The organism is Candidatus Acidiferrales bacterium (assembly GCA_036514995.1).
Taxonomy (GTDB): domain Bacteria; phylum Acidobacteriota; class Terriglobia; order Acidiferrales; family DATBWB01; genus DATBWB01.
The window spans coordinates 1-20,991 of record DATBWB010000120.1; the positions used below are offsets into that span (position 1 = coordinate 1).

The following is a 20,991-nucleotide window of genomic DNA, read 5'->3' on the forward strand; positions in this document are numbered from 1 at the left end:
TGACCGATGGCGAACTCTTCTACATCCTCTCGAAGGGTAAGGGCAAGATGCCCGGCGATGAGGGCCGCATGAAGCCCGAGCAGCGCTGGCACATGGTCAACTACATCCGCTCGCTCGCCAAAAAGGAGTCTCCTTCAAAACCCACAGAGGAGAAACCTTAGCGAGAATTGTCGGTTTCAGCCTTCCGCAAGCTGAGGTGGCCGCACAGCACAGTTGAGCCGGCTAGTCGATCGCAATGTGCGTCTCGGTCCGTTCCACACCCTCAAGCGACTGAACCTTGTCGATCACCAGCTTGCCAAGTTCATCGGCGTTCGCGACCTCAGCCACAACGAAAATATCGGGTACACCCCAGCAGGCATTGGCCATCTTAACGCCGGGAATGCTGGCGATCTGTCGAGCTAGGTCCCGGACCTTCCCGGGTCTTGCGTTCACAAGAACGTAGGCTCTCATGTTTCTTCTCCTTGGCGATCATTTCGATGAGACTCTTCGGGCAGTCACGCGAGGCCGCGGATCTCAGCCGGCTGCGGCCTGCTTGAGCAAGCTCCAATCCCGGGCCTTCGCCCAGTCCTCGAAGGTGTGCCAACCTACTTCCCGGTAGTCCCGGCGGAGGGCGGCGATGTCCACGCTGTAGCCCACGCGATCGAACCACTCGAACATGATGGCGAAGTCCTCGCTCCACGCGCGCACCTGGGCCAGCGGCAGCTCGACGTACTCGATCCTGCGCCCGGTGATGCGCGACAGGATGTCCACCACCTGGCTCCCGGTGAGCTCGTCGGAGGCGATATCCACGCGCTTGCCCAGGAATGGCTCGTGGCGTTCGAGAACCAGCGTCGCGAATCCCGCGATGTCATCGAGGGCGATTTGTTGCAAACTGCGCGAGCCCGGCAGGGCCATGGCGAACTTGCCCTCCTGCAGACCCGGCAACCACCACGGGCTGAGCAGGTTCTCCATGAAGAAGACCGGCCCAAGGATGGTGTGAGGGATGCCGAGCGCCTGGAGGTGCCGCTCCACTTTGTACTTGCTGTCGAAATGGGGGATGCGGGTGTTGCGGTCGGCGCTTGCCACCGAGGTATAGACCAGGTGCCTCACCCCCGCAGCCTTCGCGGCGTCGGCCACCGTAATGCCCTGGCGCGTCTCGACCTCCATCCCCGCCTCGAACGGAGTGGACATGGCGAAGATGGCGTCCACGCCCTGCGCGGCGTGCTCGATGGCGGCGCGGTCTTCGAGATTACCGGTCGCCAGCTCAGCTCCCAGCCGCTTGAGCTCCTGCGCCGCTGGCGACTCGGGTCTGCGGGTGAACGCGCGAACGCGATGGCCCTTTTTCAAGAGTAGCCGAGCCAACGCGCCGCCTTGCTTGCCCGTGGCGCCGGTGACCAAAACAGAAAGTGAGTTCGACATGATTAAACCTCCCTGTAGATTGGTGACAGCATTCTATCTCAAGGAATGCGCTCTGTCCGGGCGTAGGCCCCTGATCCCGACCGACGAAAATTAAGAAAGGCTAAGTGCTTAGTGGAGCGACGGCCAGCTCCGGCAGAATTTCACCCACAAAATTCTCGGTGGCGGCAGCGCTCAGTAGCGGAAGAAGACCAGCGTCAGGTCATCCAGCAACGGGAGGTCTGGACCAAACTGTTCGAGTTCACTCAGCACTTGGGAAGCAATTTCCTCACACGGAAGGTCGCGGTGTTTCCGCACCAGCGAGATCAACTGTTCTTCGGCAAAAAACTCGCCGGTCGTGTTGGGCACGTCGGAGAGGCCGTCGGTGTAAGCCAGGAGCAGATCGCCGCGTTCGAGCGGGATTTCCTGTTCCTGGTAGGCAGAGTCGCCGTGGACGCCGAGCAGTATTCCGGTAGCGCCGAGCCGGAGCGGTTCGCCGTCGCGGAACAGGAAGGCCGGAGGGTGGCCGGCATTGGCGTAACTCAACGTCGCTCGCACCGGATCCACGTGGGCATAGAAGAGCGAGACGATCTTGTTGAGCTGAATGTTGTGGAAGACCAGGGTATTCACTTTGGCCAGGAGTTCGCCCGGCCGCGGCGGCGCGCCCATGGTCATCGCCTTCAGGCAAGCCTGGAGGTTGGACATCATCAGCCCGGCCGGGAGACCCTTTCCCATCACGTCGCCGACCACAATGCCCAGGTCGTTGCGCCCCTGCCATTGCAGAAAGTCGTAATAGTCGCCGGTCACCACGCTCGCCGGCCGGGAAAAGAAGACAACTTGTGATCCGGGCAGGGTGGGCGCCCTCTGCGGCAAGAGGGACAATTGCACCTCCTTGGCCAGGTTCAATTCCTGCTCGAGCCGGCGCTTTTCCGCCTCGCTGATGCAGTCGAGACAGATCTGCGAAGTCGGATCGTTGATGAGCCGCCAGCGTTCCCGGGGCGATTCGCACTCGCCGCCGCAATCCTGGCACACCCCAAACTCCCCCTTGTCCATGCGGGTCAGAGCGGTATCAAGGTTGGTGAGAAGCGAAGCGGCTTGCCGGCCGCGCTCGGAATCGAGCGGCGAGACCGAAGCCATCCATTCCCCAAGGCTGGCTTTCTGGCGGTTGAAGTATTGCCGGAACCGTTCCAAACGCTGGGCATCCATGGGAACCCTCCGTCCTGTCGTATAACAACATGATGCTTGTGCATGCCCCAAGGATGCGCTCCGGCGGAAATAAACCCGGCTCGACAAGAGACAATTTGGCCGGGGAGAGGCTCTGGACAAGCCAGGCCTCAGCGACGTATCCTGTCGGTTGTTCTCCGAAGCCGGGGAAATCGATCCGCTTCGCTGCACCCCGGACACGGGGTCATCCGGCGGGGGCGACCGCCGCAGGTTCGATTTCCTGGGTTTTTTGTTTCGTTTGCTGTCCGTTGTCCGTACTCGTCGGCCCAACCGGCGCGCCCCTCATCGCGGATTTCGAACACGGCAAAGCCGGGTCCCTCATCTGCCTTCATGCGGTTGGGGAAGACCGTCTTTCAAAAGGAAGGGCATTTCCTGCCGTGGTTGTACGCTGTTGCGTCCGAGCCTGAATCCAACCGCGCCGGTGCCGCGTCTAAAGTAGAAAACCTCGGCGAGGAGGAACCGCGTGCCAGAAAGCCTGAAATTTCCGGGTTTTGGCCCTGAGCAATTTTCGTTTTTCCGCCAGCTTGCCCGCAACAACCGCAAGGAATGGTTTGACCGGAACCGCGAGCGGTATCAAACCCACATCGTCGGCGCCTTTCGGGCGCTGCTGCGTGAATTGGAACCGTGCGCGCTCGAGCTGAATCCCGATTTTGAAACGCTCGGTAAGACAAACCGAAATTTTTCTCGCATCAACCGTGACATCCGGTTCGCCCGCGACAAATCGCCCTACCGCGCGCAGTACTACCTGTATCTCTTCGTTCCCACGCCTCAGGAGAACCATTCCAGCACCCGGCTCTACGTCGGGCTTGCGGCGGAGGCGGTAACAGTTGGCTTTGCGATGTACGATGGCGGGCGAGAATCGCCCATGAACACGATCTTCCGGCCCAAGGTGCTCGAGCCCGGCCGTTCACGACGAGCGCTCACGGCGAGCCGCGGCGGGGCCGAGTTGCTCGCGTTGATCCGAAAAGCTGGTGGCGGTCGCCGATACGAATCCTACTGGTACAGCCTGGAAAAGCGTGAATGGACCAAGCATCAGGGCTTTCCTGCCGGGCCCGGCGATTGGAAGCGGATGAAAGGCTGGGTGGTGCGGAAGAGATTCGCGCCGTCGAGCCGGGAACTCGCCGCCGGGCGCTTCCCGGCTGCGGTCAAGAAGATCTTCCGGGAACTATACCCCCTCTATGCCTTCTGCGCCGCTCCGGCCCGGGCAAAGGCCTGGTCGGCGGCCGTTTGATGCTTGATCGGTTGCGTATGCGTTGACACAAATTGCATGCTCCCGCGGAAAAAACTTTGGCACTCTCTGGCAAGTTCTGGTAAAAATGCGACGGCCTCTTAGTAGCAAATGCCTGACAGGACTGCCGGCCTTGATCCCGAAGTTTTGCGACGGCCTGCATGACGGGTCAAGACCGGCCAGTTCTGAATTGGCCTGAAATAAAGAGGCCAGAAGTGGCCTGCCCGATGCGTCGGGGCCTAGGAGCGACGTGAAAGTCCTCATCTTTTCCGATATCCATGCCGACTACCGGGCCCTGGATCGGATTCTCGCTCGCCCGGCGGACGTCTATGTGTTGGCGGGCGACCTGACGCTCTTCGGAAGAGGCTTGAACACGGCTGGTGAAAAACTTCACCCGCTGGGCGAGAGATTGTGGGTGATGCCGGGAAACCACGAAACCGAAGCGGAAATCGCCGCCTTCTGCAATCAGCATCGTTTTTTGTTTTTCCACCGGGCGGTGCTCCAGCGCGGCGACGTCAACTTTGCCGGGCTTGGCTACAGCAATCCCACTCCGTTCAACACCCCGGGCGAGTACACCGAGGAGCGCATCGCCCAGGAGCTGGAGACCTTCCGCGGGCTGGCCAACCTGGTGCTCATTTGCCATTGCCCACCCTACGGCACTCGACTCGACGAAGTTTCTCCCGGGCGGCACACGGGAAGCCAGGTGCTGCGCGCCTTTGTGGAGAAAGAGCAGCCTCGTTACCTCATCTGCGGCCACATCCACGAATGTCAGGGGAAGGAAGACCTGATCGGCCAGACCTATTGCTTCAACGCCGGCAAATTGGGCTACCTGCTGGAAGCTTAGGCCTCTGCCATCTTGCCCGGCAAAGACTCTTTCGCGGGCAGTTCGATTTTGTGTTGGGCAGTCTTGTTTCGCCTGGTTCCATAAAGAGTAAACTTGCCCCGTTGATTCTGATTCGGAGATTTGAGGATATCTCTTGTTGCGCGATTCGCCACGCGAACCTGCCCGAATCGCGTGGACTTGAGGCGCTTCGCCGCCTATAATGGAGAATCTGTTTCTTGGCGCGGCTCGGTCAGGAACCCGCGCCCGGGCAAGGCCACTCATGAAGCCGGAAATGGACGCGCAAGACCGGAAACTACTCAATTTGCTTCAGGCGGAGTTTCCGCTTGATCCAGAGCCCTTTGCGCGGCTGGGCGAAAAAACGGGCGAGACGGCCAGGGCCGTCATCCAGCGCATTGAGCGGCTCAAGCGCGAGCACGTCATCCGCCAGATCAGCGCCATCTTTGACACCCGGGCGCTCGGCTACAAGTCCAGCCTCGTGGCCATGAAGGTGCCTCCCGCCCGCGCCGACCAGGCCGCCGAGGTCATCAACTCCCATCCCGGCGTAAGCCACAACTACAAGCGCAATCACGAGTTCAACCTGTGGTTCACGGTTGCGGTGCCCCCCGATAGCCGGCTGGGACTTGAGGGAACGGTCGAGAAGCTTCACGAGCTGGCGCAAGCCGATTCCACCCGGCTGCTCCCGACGTTGAGGCTCTACAAGATCGGCGTGAAACTGGACATGACGGGGGAGCAGGACGTGGCGGCAGCGAGCGACGAAGCGACCTATAGCGACCTCACGCGCCCCAAGAAGAGCGAAATTTTCCCCCGGCAGGTCGCCATTATCCGCGCATTGCAGAAGGACGTGGCGCTGGTCGAGCGGCCCTTCGACGCAGCCGCGACGGAGATTGGGATTACCGTGCCCGAGTTGCTCGAAGAGGCGCGGGGCTTCCAGCAACGCGGCCAGATGCGCCGCTTTTCGGCGGTGCTCCATCACCGCCACGCCGGCTTCATCGCCAACGCCATGGGCGTTTGGAAAGTGGAAGGCGAGAACGCCGACGAAATTGGCCAGGTGATGGCCTCGTTCAACGCCGTCAGTCACTGTTACCGGCGCCCTGTTTATCCGGATTGGCCCTATTCCATTTTCAGCATGGTCCACGGGCGTTCGGTGGAGGATTGTGAAAAAGTTCTTTCGGCCATTTCGGAAAAGACCGGAATCACGGAATATCGCGCCCTCTATAGCACGCGCGAATACAAGAAGACTCGCGTGGAATACTTCACACCCGATTCGGAGAAATGGGAGAAACGGGTCATGGCTGGCGCGGTCATGACCGGATCCCGCTGAAAGGGAGCATGAAGCTACAGACAGAGTGCATTGACGTCAAAGAAGAGGCCAAGATCGGCGGGCTGCGCGTGCTGGCGGTGACGCTGCGCTACGCCACCCGTTTTCGCACCGAGCTCCTCAACATCACCACCGAGTTGCAGGATGTGATCCGCAAGAGCGGCATCCGGGCAGGGCTGGCTACCGTCCAATCGCTTCATACCACCGCCGGCGTTTTCATCAATGAGTTTCAGGGCGCGCTCCTGGCTGACATCCAGGAATTCCTGGAGAAGATGGTGGCCCGCGACGCTTACTACCGGCACAATGATCCGGTACTGAGCGATTGTGAGCGCAAGAACGCCGATGCCCACTTGCGGGCGCTGCTCTTGAGCCATTGCGTGTCGCTGCCGATATGCGAGGGCAAGCTGGCGCTCGGCCGCTGGCAGTCCATTATCCTGGCGGAACTGGATGGCCCGCAGCCGCGTGAGGTCCAGTTGCAAATTTTTGGCGTCGCTTAGCGCGCCATTCTCGTTCATAATAGAAGAGGGGCGCTGTCCGCCCCGCCATCAGAAGTTCTCCGACCCCTGGCCGCTACCGGAGAGAAAACCCACGCGCCAGGGGCGATAGGGTGGTTCGGGAAACCGGGCCGCCTCCCGTGCTTGCCCCGCCTCTTGCGGGATTGGAAAGGAGAATTAGCCTATATCCGGCCTGCTAAGCACGGGTATAGGCAATTTTGTTTTTTATCCTCCGGGCGGCCGGAGATTGGAAATTCCAGACTCGGAACTCGGCACTCAAGACAGATTCATGCTCAGAGATAGCTACAATCGCCCCATCACCGACCTGCGCGTTTCGGTGACCAACCGCTGCAACTTCCGCTGCGTGTACTGCCGGTCGGCGCAGGGCGACAACGGTTTCGAGGACAATGGCATTCTGGAGTGGGAGGAACTCGAACGGCTTTGCCGCATCTTCCTCGGGTTCGGCATTCGCAAGATTCGTGTCACCGGCGGCGAGCCGCTGGTGCGCCGCGGCGTGCTGGACTTCATTTTTCGCCTTTCCCGGATGGGCGTTCAGGATCTTTCGATGACCACGAACGGGCACCTGCTCGGGCAGCATGCCGGCGAACTTCGAGCGGCGGGACTGCACCGCATCAATATCAGTCTCGACTCCATCAAGCCGGAGAAATTCGCTCGTATCACGCGCACCGATTCCTTCTCCAAGGTGATGGCCGGCATTGAGGCGGCCCAGAGGGCTGGCCTCAAGCCGGTGAAGGTCAACGCCGTGATTGTCCGCGGGCTCAATGACGATGAAATTGAGGACTTTGGCCAGTTTGCTCGCGAGCACGACGTGACGATGCGCTTCATCGAATTTATGCCCCTTGACGCCGACCACAAGTGGCAAAGGAAGCTCGTCGTCACCGCCGACGAAATTCTGGAACGGTTGCGACGCCGCTGGGAGCTGGTGCCCCTTGATCGAGACCATGCGAGTGACACGGCCCTTAAATTTCGCTTTGCTGACGGCCCCGGCGAAATCGGCCTGGTGGCGTCTGTCTCGAAACCCTTTTGCGGCTTTTGCAGCCGCATCCGGTTAACAGCGGATGGAAAAATACTCACCTGTCTATTCTCCATGCTCGATCACGATGTAAAATCATGGTTGAGGGATGGCCGCTCGGATGAGGCGATCGCCGAATACATCGTCGGCCTGGTGAGCCGCAAGGAGGCGGGCCACCGCATCAACGAGCCGGATTTCAAGCCACCCTCGCGCACGATGGTTTACATCGGCGGCTAGAAGCGGTGAGATGATCAAAACGGTCTTAGAGTCGCATCAGCCGGCTACCCTGCGGGTACCGGAAATCGAGGCCGGGGTGGGCTGCGATTTCGACAGCTACCTGCTTCTCCCGGACACCTCGCTCGACGAGCGGATCGGGCGCGCCAAGGCAACTCTGGGCGCCGGCGTTGTCATCCTGGGCCACCACTACCAGCGCGACGAGGTGATCCATTTTGCCGACTATCGCGGCGACAGCCTTCGCCTTTCGCAGCTCGCCGCCTCGCGCCCCGAGGCCAGGTACATCGTCTTTTGCGGCGTGCAGTTCATGGCGGAGAGCGCTGACATCCTGCGCGCCCCGCACCAGCAGGTACTCCTCCCGGATTTGAACGCCGGCTGCTCGATGGCCGACATGGCCTCGATCGAGCAGGTGGAGCAGTGCTGGGAAGAGCTTACCGGCCCGCCGTGGCAGGGCGACCTCAAGCTGGTGCCCGTTACTTACATGAACTCCTCGGCGGCGATCAAAGCCTTTTGTGGCCGCAACGGCGGAGCTGTCTGCACCAGTTCGAATGCCAGGAAGATTTTTGACTGGGCCTTTGCCCGAGGCGAGCGCATTCTCTTTTTGCCGGACGAGCACCTGGGGCGCAACACCGGCTATCGCATGGGGATTCCGCTTGACCGCATGGCCGTTTGGGATCCTTACGCCGAGATGGGCGGGTGCGACGCGGAATCGCTCCGCCGGTCGCGGCTGATTCTCTGGAAGGGTTACTGCTCCGTCCACCAGCGCTTTTTGCCGGAGCACGTCCATCGCGTCCGGGCCGCTCATCCCGGCATCCGCGTCATCTCCCATCCCGAGTGCCGCTGGGAAGTGGCGGAACTTTCCGACCAGATCGGCTCGACCGAGCAAATCCTCAAAGCCGTTTCTGCGGCCGAGCCGGGATCGAAGTGGGCGATCGGCACGGAAATTCACCTGGTCAACCGGCTGAGCAAGGAATGGCCGGACCGGCTGGTCATCTCGCTCGACCCGAACGTTTGCGTGTGCACGACGATGTTTCGCATCACCCCGCAACACCTTTGCTGGGCGCTCGAAAACCTGGTCGAGGGACGGGTGGTGAACCGCATTGAAGTTCCGGAAGAAGACAAACACTGGGCTCGGGTGGCCCTGGCCCGGATGCTCGAGAACGCTTGAGGAGAAACCAGGTGGCTGACGACGAGCAAGAATTTGAGCAGGAATCGCCGCCGGAGCGCCTCTTCAATCGCCAGCAGGCCGAGGAACTCTTGCCGCAGATCAGCGCGTGGCTCGAGCAGGCGATCGAGCAGAAGAAGCAGGTGGAAAAGTTTGAAATCGAACTGCGCCGTCTCGCGCAAAAGATTTTGATGTCCGGCGGCATCGTTTTGGATTACGAGCAGGCCGCGGGCTGGAAGATGAACCGCGACCGGGCCGGCGAGTCGGTTCGCTCCTCCCTCGAGCAGATTCAGGAGACGGGCTGCGTCGTGAAGGATTTGGAGATTGGGCTGGTGGATTTTCCCGCCATCTTGGAAAACGAGCACGTTTATCTCTGTTGGAAACTCGGGGAGGATTCCATTCGCTGGTGGCACCGCACCGATGAAGGTTTTTCCGGCCGCAAGCCGCTCGCCCCGCCCTTCCCGGACCACACCAAGCGACGGCCGATGTAGTTCCGGTCCGCCCGAGCCGGGCTCGTGCAGTCCTGTCAGCATTCATCAAGGATCTGCCCCGGGACGGGAGAAACTGAAGCACCGATGTCAACTCAAGAAAACGCCTTAAAGGATTCCGTCAGCTCCTATCTTCGCTCGGCCGCTCATCAGCCGGTCCGATGGCATCCCTGGTCGGAAGAGGTATTTTCGAGAGCGAAGCAGGAGAACAAGCCCATTCTGCTCGATATCGGCGCCGTCTGGTGCCACTGGTGTCACGTGATGGACCGGGAGAGCTACGAGAATGAAGAAGTCGCCGGGATTATCAACGAAAACTTTGTGGCCATGAAGGTGGACCGGGACGAGCGCCCCGACGTGGACGCGCGCTATCAGGCCGCCGTCAGCGCGCTCTCCGGCCAGGGCGGCTGGCCGCTGACCGCGTTCCTTACCCCGGAGGGCAAGCCCTTCTTCGGCGGCACCTATTTTCCGCCGGAGGACAACTTTGGCCGGCCCGGCTTCAAGCGCATTTTGCTTTCCGTCGCCCAAGCTTTCCGGGAGAAGAAAGCGGAAATCGAGTCGAGTGCCCAACAACTCACCGCTGCGATTGCCCGCGCCGAAATGTTTTCGGGCGCCCGGCGGGAATTTTCGGTGGCTGCGGTGGATGCGATTGTCAACTCGATGGTGCAACATTTCGATCTCCGCCACGGCGGTTTCAGCCGCGCCCCCAAGTTCCCCCATCCGGCTGCCATTGATTTGATTCTGGAGCGCTACCAGGCAACGGGCGAGCAAGCGCTTCTGACGATAGCCACCACCACGCTCGAACATATGGCCCGCGGCGGCGTTTACGACCAGATTGGCGGCGGCTTCCATCGCTACTCGGTGGACGAGCGCTGGATTGTCCCGCATTTCGAGAAGATGTCCTACGATAACTCCGAACTGCTCAAGAACTATCTCCACGCCTATCAGGTAACCGGCCAGCCGCTCTTCCGCGAAACAGCGGAATCCATCATCGCCTGGGTGAAGGAGGTCCTCTCGGACCCGGACGGTGGTTTCTACGCCAGCCAGGACGCCGACTATAGCCTGGAGGATGACGGCGACTACTTCACCTGGACGCAGTCGGAAGTCCGCGCGGTGCTGGACGGCGAGGAGGCGCGCGCCGTTGAGCTTTATTACGGCGTCGAGCCGCAGGGCGAAATGCACCATAACCCGGCCAAAAATGTGCTCCACGTCGCCAGCCCGATCGAAGAGGTTGCCTCGCGCATGGGTAAGAGCGCCGATGAGACGCGGCAACTGCTTGACCAGGCGCGACAAAAATTGCGCCGGGCGCGTTCCCAGCGGCCAACGCCGCAGGTGGACAAGACGGTTTACATCGGCTGGAACGGAATGTTCGTTTCCGCCTTCCTCGAAGCCTACCGCGTGCTTGGCCGGACGGATTGCCGCGACTTTGCTCTGAAGACTCTGGATCGTCTCGCCGGCAACGCTTATCGGCCGGGAGTTGGATTTGCTCACCGGCTGCCCCGCCCCGTACCGGATGGTACGGGGCCACGCTCGCTGGATAATTGGCTCGATGGCGGCCTGGACGACCAAATCTTCATGGCCCTGGCGCTGCTCGGCGCCTTCGAATTGACGGGTGACCCGCGCTACTTCCGCTTGGCCGAGGAAGCGGCCGGGTTCAGCATCGAGAAATTTTGGGATGAAGAAGGCGGGGGCTTCTTCGACCGCCCGCGCGATGCCCGGCCTCTGGCCGGCATGACGGTGACCCGCAAACCTTATCAGGATTCGCCCACTCCGGCGGCCAATCCCCTTGCGGCTATTCTTTTGGATTGGCTCTCGAGCTACACGATGAACCAGGAGTACCGCCAAAAGGCGGAAAGCACTCTCGAAGTTTTTGGCGGGCTCGCGGAAACGTACGGCTTGTTTGCCGCATCTTACGGCTTGGCGGCGTTGCTCCACTCGCGCCAGCCGATACAGGTGGTGATCGTTGGCCAGCCGGGCGACGCGCGCGCGGCTGAGCTCGAGCTTGCCGCCAACATGACCTATCGCTTTGGCAAATCGGTGCTCCGTCTTCCGCCGCAGCAGGCGGGAGACTCCTTGCCGGCGGGGCTCGCATCTACTTTGCCTCACCTCGATGCCACCGATGGCGCGCGGGCGATTGTCTGTGCCAACTCGACCTGCCAGCCGCCCATCACCAGTGCAGAAGATTTACGAAAGGCGCTCCTTGCTTCTCGATAGAGCTTGCTCTGAGCCCTTCGGCCGTGAGCGGGCCTCAGCGTAAACTCCGCGAAGGGATCATTCTCGACCATGATACGTTTGCTTCTCTTTCTCCTCGGTACGGTTATTTTTCTCATTGTTCTCACGCTCTACGTTTCGAGCCAGGTTTTCTGGTACCGGCGCTTGCGCGATTGGCTCGCTCGCCGCTGGCCTGGAACACGCCGCGCCATCTGGGTTGGCCTCTCGCTCGTGGTCTTGCTTTATCTGAACAATTGGATTTTCCTGATTCCCCTGCGCCGGCTTCGAGGCACGCCCGATCTGAGCGTGCCCTGGCTCGCATTTGCTTCCGGGCTGTGGATGTTGCCGTCGCTCGTTGCCTTCCTGTGGCTGAAGGGAGTGGCTCTGTTTGGCCGCCTCGGGCGAGCCGGGGTAGGCGCGCGGCGGACCGTTTCCGTTCCGGCGGGTGATCCGCCGAACCCGGCGCGCCGCGAGTGGTTGCTCACTGCCGGGCGGGCGGCTGCCGTTTTGCCCTTTGCGGCGATTGGCTACGGGTTCGCTGCCAACCGGATTCGCTTTACGGTGGAGTCCGTGCCCGTGCCGGTTGCGAATTTGCCGGCGGCGCTCGAAGGGCTCAAGCTCGTCCAGTTGACCGATATCCACCTGAGCCCGTTTCTTTCCCGCGCCGAACTGGCTCGTGCGGTGGACATGGCGAACGAACTGGACGCCGACGTTGCCCTGGTGACCGGCGACTTCATCACCGCGCTCGGCGACCCCCTTGAGGACTGCATCGCCGAGTTGGGCCGTCTGCGCAGCCGGCTTGGCTCGTTCGGCTGTCTCGGAAATCACGAAATCTATGCCGATGCCGAGGACCGGGCCACCGAACTCGCCGCCGAGCGCAATATCCGCATGCTGCGGGGGCAAAACGTCGTGCTCGAGCGAAATGGGGCAAGACTGAACCTCGCCGGCGTGGACTACCAGCGGCGCAACCGGCCGTATCTGGTCGGCGCTCGAAAACTCATCGTGCCGGGCGCGACGAATGTTTTGCTCTCGCACAACCCCGATGTCTTTCCTGTTGCCGCGGAAAAGGGTTTTGACCTGATGATTTCCGGCCATACTCACGGTGGCCAGATTACGGTCGAAATCCTTCACTACGGCGCCTTTCCTTCGCGGTTTTACACGCCCTACGTCCGGGGCCTCTATCGGCTCGGCGGGCGCTCGGGCTACGTCAGCCGCGGGATCGGCACGATTCTCGCTCCTTCTCGCCTAGGGGCCCTGCCCGAGATTACTCTGCTCACCCTCCGCCGGTCTTAATGTGATGACGATCGTCCTTTGGACTGCGGCGGCTTGCCGCCCCTTTTCAAGATCTCGCCAAGCATTGCCGCTACAAAGGCGGGAGCAAGCTCCCGCACTCGAAATCGGCTGCGCGGTCGGGTTGCGGCGCGTGCGCACGGGTGCGATAATTGATTTTTGGGCTCAGGCTAAGAACCTTTGAGTGTTGACAGTGGGGGAAACTATGGCGTTGAGAGATGCATGGATTGAAAAGCGGTTAGCCGCGGCCGGATCGAACGGTACAGCCCGCAACGTCACCCAGATGCACTACGCCCGCCAGGGAACGATCACTGAGGAGATGGAGTACGTCGCCCGCCGGGAAAAGGTCGCGCCGGAGCTGGTGCGCGACGAGGTAGCCCGCGGCCGCGCCATCATCCCCGCCAACGTCCGCCACACGAACCTCGAGCCCATGGCGGTCGGTATCGCCTTCAAGTGCAAAATCAACGCCAATATCGGCAATTCGGCCGTCACCAGCAACATTGACGAGGAGCTCAAAAAGCTTCACACCGCCGTGCACCTGGGCGCGGACACCGTCATGGACCTTTCCACCGGCGGCGACATCCCGGCCATCCGCAAAGCCATCATTGCCGCGAGTCCCGTGCCCATCGGGACGGTGCCCATCTACGAGGCGCTCAGCCGGGTCAAGCGCGCTGAGGACTTGACCGCTTCGCTTTTGCTTGAGGTCGTCGAGGAGCAGGCCGAGCAGGGCGTGGACTACATGACGATCCACGCCGGTGTTCTCCGGGAATTCTTGCCGCTGGTGCGCAATCGCATCACCGGCATCGTCAGCCGCGGCGGCGCCATCCTCGCCCAGTGGATGGCCTACCACCACCAGCAAAACCCCCTCTACGAAAATTTCGAAGCGCTCTGCAAAATCTTTAAGAAGTACGACGTGAGCTTTTCTCTGGGTGATGGCTTGCGGCCTGGCTGCCTGGCCGATGCCTCCGACGAAGCGCAGTTTGCCGAACTGAAAGTTCTGGGCGAACTGACCAAGAAAGCCTGGGAGCACGACGTTCAGGTGATGATTGAAGGCCCGGGTCACATCCCGATGGACCAGATCGAGCTACAGGTGAGGAAGGAACAGGAGCTTTGCCACGAGGCTCCCTTCTACACCCTGGGGCCGCTCGTGACCGACATTGCCCCCGGCTACGACCACATCACCAGCGCCATCGGCGCGGCCATGATCGGCTGGCACGGAGCCTCCCTGCTTTGCTACGTCACGCCCAAAGAGCACCTCGGCCTGCCCAATGCCGACGACGTCCGCCAGGGAGTCATCGCCTATAAGATCGCCGCTCACGCCGCCGACTTGGCCCGGCACCGCCACGGCGCCCGCGACCGGGATGATGCCTTGAGCTACGCCCGCTTTCTCTTCGATTGGAACAAGCAATTTGAGCTTTCTCTCGACCCGGAAACCGCCCGCGCGATGCACGATGAGACCCTCGCCGATGATTATTACAAAGAAGCCAAGTTTTGCTCGATGTGCGGGCCCAAATTCTGCTCGATGAACGTCACCCAGATCATGGAAGACTACACCGGCCACGACCAGAAAGAACGCGAGCAAAAATTCGCTGATCTTCTGGCCAAGGTGGAGAAGTAGCGCCGGGTATCGATCGGAACGGAGTTGGAGTGGGCTGTTTTGAAGTTACGGTGAAGGTCGCGAATCCCGTTTCCCCGAGTCGGTCATCCACTATTCAACTGTTGGTGGATACCGGCGCAACCCTCACCTCATTGCCCCGACCGTTCTTGCAGTCATTGGGAATCACTCAGGGAATGTCGCGCACGTTCCGAATCGCGGATGGCCGGCGCGTGAATCGAGATACAGGCACAGTGCTAGCCACGTTGGACGGTGTGACCATGGCCATCCCGGTGATGTTCGCCGAGGGGGACGACGCTCCCGTGCTTGGAGCCGCCGCCCTCGAAATTCTTGGTTTTGCAGTCTATCCCGTCGAGAAGAAGCTGCTGCCACGCGACCTGCTGGCCCTGTAACGACCTCATTTTCTCTGGGAACTATCCTGGCGAAAATATTTTTCACCTCTGCTTCCGCCCCACCCCGCTCTACGCTTCAGATCTCGATGGCTGTGCCGAGGCCGAGTTTTTGCGCGGAGTCGAACGTCGCCTGAGCGGCCATCGCATCCTGCACGCCCAGGCCGGTGAGATCACACACCGTGATCTCGCTATCCGATTCGCGACCTTTCTTCTTCCCGGCAACGATCTCGCCCAACTCGGCATAAACTTCCTCGGGGCGCAACTTCTTTTGCTCGATGGCGTGGTGAAGTTCTCCGAAGCGCGAGCACTGTGCGAGACTGTCCACCACGACCTTATCCGCCCGGGCAAGAATTTCCGCGGCCAGCTCTTGCTTCTGCGGGTCATCGGCCCCGACGGCGGTAATGTGTACCCCGCCCGAAATCATGGTTTCCGTCACGACCGGCGTCCGGCTGGTGGTGGCGGTGATGATAATCTGGCTGCCGGCGCAAGCTTCGGCGGCTGAATCGCACACCGTGACGGGAAGCGACAGGCGCTTGGACATTTCAGCGGCGTACTGCTCCGTGCGATTTCGTGTGCGAGAAAAAACATGCACGCTGCGGATGGTTCGCACCTCGACTTGTCGCGCGAGGCAGTCCAATTGATATCGCGCCTGCGAGCCGGCGCCGATAACCGCGACCCGCTCTACTTTCTGCGGCGCGAGATACTTGGCAGCGACAGCCCCGGCAGCTCCGGTGCGCAGTTCGGTGATGAAGCCGTTGTCAAAAAGGATTGCTTCCGGTCGCCCGGTCTCGCTCGAGAACAGCATCACCATCCCGCCCTGGACGGGCAGCCCGCGCCGGGGATTGTGGTAGAAGCCCGAGGCAACCTTGATGGTGAAAGTCGGCGAGCCGGCGACGTAAGCGCCCTTGACGTGCGCTTCGCCCGCGTGTGCCTCGACCGGGAGGTGGATGACGCCCGGCAGAATCGCCCGGCCTTCAGCCAGCGCTCGAAAGGACTCCTCCACCGCCGCCATGGCCGCTTCCGGAGTGAGCGCCCGACGAATGTCTTCTTCCCGCAGCAGCCAAACCTTCACGAGCAACATCCACGAGTCAGAATTTAGAAGATAGAAAATAGAAAATAGGCCCTTTTCCTGGTTTCTCTTTTCTAATTTCTATTTTCTATTTGCCTTCCTATTTGTCTCTCGAACCTCATGGCGGGAGTCCGTTTCATAATTTGCAATTGACATCTCCCTGCTGCTTGCCTACGATGGCGCAAAATCGAGAGCAAATTCTATCTGAGTCCGTACTCCGGAGGTAGTCATGTCCGCCGCGCCCTGCTTGATCGACGATTTCTGTCGCGCCTTGTCGGCGCTGCCCGAATCCCGGTTCGGCCCCTCGCATGTGCTCGACTTTTTGCGCGCTCACCCGATCGCTTCCGCCTCACTCTCTCCTTATCTCTTTTTCAGCCGTGGCCACTACACCCGCAATCTGATTTTCAAATGTGATCTATTCGAAGTCCTCGCTCTCTGCTGGGAGGTGGGCCAGGCCAGCAACATCCACAACCACCGCGGGCAGCTCTGCTGGATGGCGGTTCCGATCGGCAAACTCAAAAACCAGAATTTCCGTCTGCTCGAGAGCGACGAGGCAAAACGGACTTGCAAGCTCGAGAAAAGCGAGTCGTGCCTGATTACCCCGGACTCGCCGCTCGAGGTGGATCGTTCCGAACCCATCCACCAGGTCACCAATCTGCCTGAGTTCAACGAACGCGCCGTGAGCATCCACATCTATTCCCGGCCGTTCGATAGCTGCCGCATCTATGATGCGGTCCGCGGAGCATTTCAAGACATCCCGCTGCACTACAGCAGCGAATACGGCGTCCTTTCTCCGGAAGAGAAGCTGGTTTGAATCTGCTGCCCTGTGGTATGCCGCGGTTTGTTGTGGTTCAATGTAGGCTACGGCTGGAGGACAAGCCGGCCGGTCACCGTTCGGGCTTCGAGCAACCGGTGAGCCTGGACAGCTTCCCGCAGCGGCAGGCACTTTGAAACCAGCACCTGGATCTTGCTGCTCGAAACCAGTTCGAAGGCTTGTTTCAGTTCCGCCACCGAAGTGGCGAACGAACCGATGATCTCCAATTCCTTGAGGATCACCAACCCGGGGTTGAACGCCGCCCTGCCTCCCACGACGTTGCCCAGCACAACCAGCCGGCCACCGCTTTTGAGGGCGTGCAGGCTTTCATCGAGCGTCGCGCTCCCGACCACTTCCAGCGCAATATCTACCGGTCCGACCGACTCTTTGACCGCTTTGGCAAATTCCAGCCGCGGGGCATGAATGACGGCATGGGCGCCCCACTGCTTCAGGCTCTCGAGTTTCGATTCCGAACTCGTCACCGCAACCACTCGCGCCCCCATGAGGCGCGCCAACTGAATAGCGTGGATTCCCACGCCACCGCTGGCACCGGTGATGAGCACCGTCTGGCCGGGTTCCATCCGGGCACGGCTCCCCAGCGCGTGCACGGCCGTACCCAACGTGCACGCCGTGACGGCTGCTTCGGCATCGGACAAAGCGTTCGGAACACTCGCCACTACGTGCTCAGGGGCGACAAAAAATTCCGCGTACCCTCCGGGAATTTCCTCTCCGAAGAAAACGGCTCCCGTACGGCAGAGCGTGGGCCGGCTGTCGCGGCAGTGGTGACATTGGCCGCAGTTGACACGCTGCAGGCACGCGACGCGATCGCCTGGACGAAACCGCGTCACTTGGGCGCCGGCCTCGATGACTTCGCCGGCTACCTCGTGGCCCAGAATAGCGGGTAGCCGTGTTCGCGGCAGGTCCCCTCGGCGATTGATTACATCATGGAAGCAGACGCCGCAGGCTCCCACCCGCACCAAAAGCTCGTGTGGACCGGGTCGTGGTTCGGGGACTTCTTCCCAGCGTAGATTTTCTGCCGGCCCGAATTCGTGAAGAAGGATCGCTCTCATAGGTTGACGTATCGGTCGCGGATTTTTCTTGGATCAAATTTGTCCAGAGCCAGCCGCTCGCGCCGAGAGAGTTGGGAAGTGTAGCGGAGTCGCGGCGGCCGGCGGACAGGGAAACCCGTCTTCGCTTTTACTTCATTGATGCTGCCGGGCGGATGCAAGCTGACGACGTGGAGTGCTCCGCCCACCAGTCGGAAGACCCCCAGTTCGGTAACCAGCAGCACCGGGTTGGACGCGGCGACGGTGGTGACGGTGTCCACCCGGCGGACGAACGACGAGGGTGAATGGCGCGCAGAAAACAGCACTGGATTCTTTACGAGCTGTCGCAGAGCATACGCCCCCGCAACCCCGGGTAACTTCCGCGATGGGCCGTTTGACCCCTGGAGCAGGCTGAGATTGGTGTTCCCGTCCCGGTCGAGCTGGACAAAGCCGAAAAACATCACGTCGATGCGGCCGCGGGCCGCGAACTCCCATAGGTCGGTCAGCCGCAAGCAGTAGGGGTTGTTCTTGAGCAGGGTGACGTCGGTCGAGCTCGGCGGGAGAGATTGCCCGCTGAGGCGGGCCGGATTGATGGCCCCGCTGCAATTCAGGTAGGTGAGTTCGGGGGCATGCGTCGCCTTGGCCACGGCAATCGCCAGCATCGGCAACCAGGAGAGCAAACCCGTGGCTACCGTGGCCCCGTTGGGGATTTGGCGGGCCATCGCTACCACCAAAAAGTCGGCTGGGGAAGGCTGGCTCATTGCACCAGGTGCCGCGCGCATTCTGCCGTGGCCACGTAACGGCGCAAGTATTCGCGGAATCGCCCGGCGCGCACCATGGCCACGTACTCCCCGATGTGCCGGCCATCCTCACCGTAGTAGCCGGCGCAGGCGGTGGGCCAGGCGCCACCCGGCGAGTGAACCACATAGTCAACCAAGACCGAGGGAAGGGTGGCGTGGCGCAAGCGCGGCACGATTTCTTCCGTGGTGACAAGGACGGAGCGGCTGGCGCGGGTCACCAGCTCATCGGTTACCGGGTCATCGATCCAGACGTTGCCCTGGCGGTCGGCGGCCTGGGCGTGGATGAGCGCCACCTCCGGCTCAAGGGCGCGGACCACGGGCACCACGCACCCACGAAACGGGTCACGCACTCTGGCGACATCCGACTGGGGGGCGCTGCCCGGTGGGATCGGTAGAGGCAAGAAGGGTGCGCCCAAAGCGGCGGCGCGCAGGGCCTCAACCAAATAAATCGCATCCCGCTCGCGCCAGCCGATGCCCCGCCGCGGCGGGCGGGCGACTGCCGCTTGCCAGTTGGGAGGCACGAGCGAGCGGTGCTCGAGCTCCAAGCCCGCAAATGCCACCTCGGCAAAGCGGACTGCTCCCGCCCCCACCAGGAAATCGAGCGCAAGCGGGTTGGGGAGCAGCAGCAGATGCAAGCGCTTCTTCTTCTGCCGAATCAATTCCCGGATCAGGGCCATCGGCGCGCGATTCGACTGGAAGCCGCCAAAAGTAACGGTGCTGCCGGAGCGGATGGTGGCCACCGCTTCGCGCAGGCTGCAAATGCGACTCACGCTCGCTCCCTTCCTTCTGCCCCATGCCCCTTCATGACGGGGCGAAACTTATAGCCATAAACAATCAATCCCTGTTCCTCATCCCCGCGCAAACGCCGCACCACCATTTCCACTTCCTGACCGGTCTCGACCTCCTCGGGTTCGACGTCGGTCAACTGGGCGGTGATGCGGATTCCTTCCTGCAATTCGATCAAAGCCGTCAGTGTACCCACCGCATCACTGAAGCCGCGCGCCGGTTGGTAAACCCGAGTCACGGAGAGCACTCGCCCCCGGCCGCTCAGCCGGACTTCCTCCGGGTTTTCTGAACCGCACTGGAGGCAACGGCGCCGCGGCGGGAAGTGGATGGCCTGGCACGCGCCGCAACGTGTCGCCTGAAGGCGGTAGAAGGCGGAACGCAAGCGGTGGTAACGTGGCAGCTCCATGGCCTATAACCCCAGGATGTGCGTAACCGCCACCGAGGCCATTCCCCCAATGCTCTGGGTCATTCCGAGGCGGCAGTCTTCCACCTGGTTAGCGCCCCCCTGGCCGCGCAACTGGTTGACGGCTTCCACGATCTGGTAGGTGCCGCTCGCCCCCACCGGATGGCCACGTGCCTTCAGTCCTCCTTGCGTCGAGATCGGAAGTTTGCCGTGGCGGTGGATGTTGCACTCCAGCGCGAAGCGCACTCCTTGACCGCGCTCGGCGAACCCGGCCGCTTCGAGCGACATGGCCGAGACAATGGTGAAGGCGTCGTGCAGCTCGAAGAAATCAATGTCCTCCGGCTGCAAGCCGGCTTGGCGGTAAGCCCGCTGGGCCGACTGATAGGCGGCCTCGAACCACAAGGGGTCTTTGCGCGGCCCCAAGCCGATGGTATCGGTGGCGGTGGCTGAGGCCAGGATTTTTATTGGCCGGTCGGTGAAAGAGCGCGCCCGGTCGCTTGAGCAAAGCACAACGGCAGCTGCGCCATCGCACACGGGCGAGGAATCGAGGATGGAGATCGGGTCGGCGACCATGGGGGAATTCAGGAAATCGTCCACGGTTACCGTCTCGCGAAACATCGCCTGGGGGTTGTGGACTCCGTTTTCATGCGCGGTCACCACAAAAGGAGCAAAGTCGGCCCGGCTGTAGCCATAGCGCTCCATATACAGGCGCATCAGGAGGGCGTTAAGGGCAGTGAAGGAAATCCCGTGGGCGGCCTCGTAGTCAGCATCGGCGGCCGTGGCCAAGCCTGCGGTGATGCCGTCAATGCCCAGATCGGTCATCTTCTCGATGCCCACGGCGACCACAAGGTCGTGTGCGCCCGAGGCCACCGCCCATTGGGCCGCGCGCACCACCGCCGCCCCGGAGGCGCAGGCGGCTTCGATCTTGATTGCCTCGACCCCAGGGAAGCCCGCAAAATCAGCCAGGAGCGTGGCCAGATTTTCCTGATTGCAAAGAACTCCGGAGAGCATATTGCCGGCGAAGAGAGCTTGGGGGCGTTCGAGTCCAGCATCGGCCAGGGCTGACCGTACCGCCTCGACACCCAGCTCGCGCAGCGAGCGATCCCAATGTTCCCCCACCGGGGTCTGACCTACGCCAATGATGCTAACGTCGCGCACATGCCCCC

At 61.5% G+C, this 20,991-nt stretch carries 21 protein-coding genes and 1 riboswitch; of the genes, 12 read left to right on the plus strand and 9 right to left on the minus strand.

The window, feature by feature from the left end; translation table 11 throughout:
- Positions 1–222: 222 nt before the first annotated feature.
- The 3 genes from VIH17_08580 to VIH17_08590 form a co-directional block, all read right to left on the minus strand.
- On the minus strand, positions 223–450 hold the full coding sequence (locus VIH17_08580; protein ID HEY4683290.1) for an Lrp/AsnC ligand binding domain-containing protein: 228 nt from the start codon (positions 448–450) through the stop codon (positions 223–225).
- 63 nt (positions 451–513) lie between these two features.
- On the minus strand, positions 514–1,398 hold the full coding sequence (locus VIH17_08585) for an NmrA/HSCARG family protein (GenBank protein ID HEY4683291.1): 885 nt from the start codon (positions 1,396–1,398) through the stop codon (positions 514–516).
- Positions 1,399–1,569: 171 nt separating this feature from the next.
- Positions 1,570–2,580, minus strand: coding sequence for a SpoIIE family protein phosphatase (locus tag VIH17_08590; GenBank protein ID HEY4683292.1), 1,011 nt, complete (start codon positions 2,578–2,580; stop codon positions 1,570–1,572).
- Between the two features lie 481 nt (positions 2,581–3,061).
- On the opposite strand from VIH17_08590, the gene VIH17_08595 reads away from it, so the two are divergent.
- The 11 genes from VIH17_08595 to VIH17_08645 all read left to right on the plus strand — a co-directional run bounded on the left by VIH17_08595 (position 3,062) and on the right by VIH17_08645 (position 14,907).
- Positions 3,062–3,829: a DUF2461 family protein gene (locus VIH17_08595; GenBank protein HEY4683293.1), complete on the plus strand. Its 768-nt coding sequence runs from the start codon at positions 3,062–3,064 to the stop codon at positions 3,827–3,829.
- A 247-nt stretch (positions 3,830–4,076) separates the two neighbouring features.
- Entirely contained in the window at positions 4,077–4,670 is a 594-nt protein-coding gene (locus VIH17_08600; protein HEY4683294.1) for a metallophosphoesterase, read from the plus strand.
- A 259-nt stretch (positions 4,671–4,929) separates the two neighbouring features.
- On the plus strand, positions 4,930–5,991 hold the full coding sequence (locus VIH17_08605) for an AsnC family transcriptional regulator (protein HEY4683295.1): 1,062 nt from the start codon (positions 4,930–4,932) through the stop codon (positions 5,989–5,991).
- A gap of 8 nt (positions 5,992–5,999) precedes the next feature.
- On the plus strand, positions 6,000–6,485 hold the full coding sequence (locus VIH17_08610) for a secondary thiamine-phosphate synthase enzyme YjbQ (protein ID HEY4683296.1): 486 nt from the start codon (positions 6,000–6,002) through the stop codon (positions 6,483–6,485).
- Positions 6,486–6,531: 46 nt separating this feature from the next.
- Positions 6,532–6,673, plus strand: a riboswitch (molybdenum cofactor riboswitch).
- A gap of 98 nt (positions 6,674–6,771) precedes the next feature.
- Positions 6,772–7,752, plus strand: a complete 981-nt coding sequence (gene moaA / locus VIH17_08615) for a GTP 3',8-cyclase MoaA (protein HEY4683297.1) — start codon at positions 6,772–6,774, stop codon at positions 7,750–7,752.
- 10 nt (positions 7,753–7,762) lie between these two features.
- The gene (nadA, locus tag VIH17_08620; GenBank protein ID HEY4683298.1) at positions 7,763–8,917 is read left to right on the plus strand and encodes a quinolinate synthase NadA; all 1,155 of its coding nucleotides are present in this window, start codon (positions 7,763–7,765) and stop codon (positions 8,915–8,917) included.
- Between the two features lie 11 nt (positions 8,918–8,928).
- Entirely contained in the window at positions 8,929–9,405 is a 477-nt protein-coding gene (locus VIH17_08625) for a DUF2203 domain-containing protein (protein HEY4683299.1), read from the plus strand.
- Positions 9,406–9,489: 84 nt separating this feature from the next.
- Entirely contained in the window at positions 9,490–11,613 is a 2,124-nt protein-coding gene (locus tag VIH17_08630) for a thioredoxin domain-containing protein (GenBank protein ID HEY4683300.1), read from the plus strand.
- Positions 11,614–11,682: 69 nt separating this feature from the next.
- Positions 11,683–12,903, plus strand: a complete 1,221-nt coding sequence (locus tag VIH17_08635) for a metallophosphoesterase (GenBank protein ID HEY4683301.1) — start codon at positions 11,683–11,685, stop codon at positions 12,901–12,903.
- A gap of 202 nt (positions 12,904–13,105) precedes the next feature.
- The gene (gene thiC, locus VIH17_08640) at positions 13,106–14,518 is read left to right on the plus strand and encodes a phosphomethylpyrimidine synthase ThiC (GenBank protein ID HEY4683302.1); all 1,413 of its coding nucleotides are present in this window, start codon (positions 13,106–13,108) and stop codon (positions 14,516–14,518) included.
- Positions 14,519–14,568: 50 nt separating this feature from the next.
- Positions 14,569–14,907, plus strand: a complete 339-nt coding sequence (locus VIH17_08645) for a retroviral-like aspartic protease family protein (protein HEY4683303.1) — start codon at positions 14,569–14,571, stop codon at positions 14,905–14,907.
- A 76-nt stretch (positions 14,908–14,983) separates the two neighbouring features.
- Here the strand turns inward: VIH17_08645 and VIH17_08650 are convergent, their stop codons facing one another.
- Entirely contained in the window at positions 14,984–15,979 is a 996-nt protein-coding gene (locus VIH17_08650; GenBank protein ID HEY4683304.1) for a hypothetical protein, read from the minus strand.
- Between the two features lie 226 nt (positions 15,980–16,205).
- Here VIH17_08650 and VIH17_08655 point away from each other — a divergent pair, with 226 nt between their 5' ends.
- Positions 16,206–16,790, plus strand: a complete 585-nt coding sequence (locus tag VIH17_08655) for a cysteine dioxygenase family protein (protein HEY4683305.1) — start codon at positions 16,206–16,208, stop codon at positions 16,788–16,790.
- A gap of 47 nt (positions 16,791–16,837) precedes the next feature.
- On the opposite strand, the gene VIH17_08660 is transcribed toward VIH17_08655, so the two are convergent.
- Genes VIH17_08660 through VIH17_08680 form a run of 5 tightly spaced genes read right to left on the minus strand, consistent with a single transcriptional unit; the run spans position 16,838 to position 20,983 of the window.
- Positions 16,838–17,860 (minus strand): zinc-binding dehydrogenase, encoded by a 1,023-nt coding sequence (locus VIH17_08660; protein HEY4683306.1) that lies wholly within the window; start codon positions 17,858–17,860, stop codon positions 16,838–16,840.
- A complete protein-coding gene (locus VIH17_08665; protein ID HEY4683307.1) occupies positions 17,857–18,558 on the minus strand; it encodes a CoA-transferase in 702 nt (233 codons plus the stop codon). Before VIH17_08665 ends, VIH17_08660 begins: the two co-directional genes overlap by 4 nt.
- Positions 18,559–18,593: 35 nt before the next feature.
- Complete coding sequence (locus VIH17_08670) at positions 18,594–19,406, minus strand: CoA-transferase (GenBank protein HEY4683308.1); 813 nt, start codon at positions 19,404–19,406, stop codon at positions 18,594–18,596.
- The gene (locus VIH17_08675) at positions 19,403–19,828 is read right to left on the minus strand and encodes a Zn-ribbon domain-containing OB-fold protein (protein HEY4683309.1); all 426 of its coding nucleotides are present in this window, start codon (positions 19,826–19,828) and stop codon (positions 19,403–19,405) included. The genes VIH17_08670 and VIH17_08675 overlap by 4 nt, the downstream gene beginning before the upstream one ends.
- A gap of 3 nt (positions 19,829–19,831) precedes the next feature.
- Positions 19,832–20,983, minus strand: a complete 1,152-nt coding sequence (locus VIH17_08680) for a thiolase domain-containing protein (protein HEY4683310.1) — start codon at positions 20,981–20,983, stop codon at positions 19,832–19,834.
- Positions 20,984–20,991 lie beyond the last annotated feature (8 nt).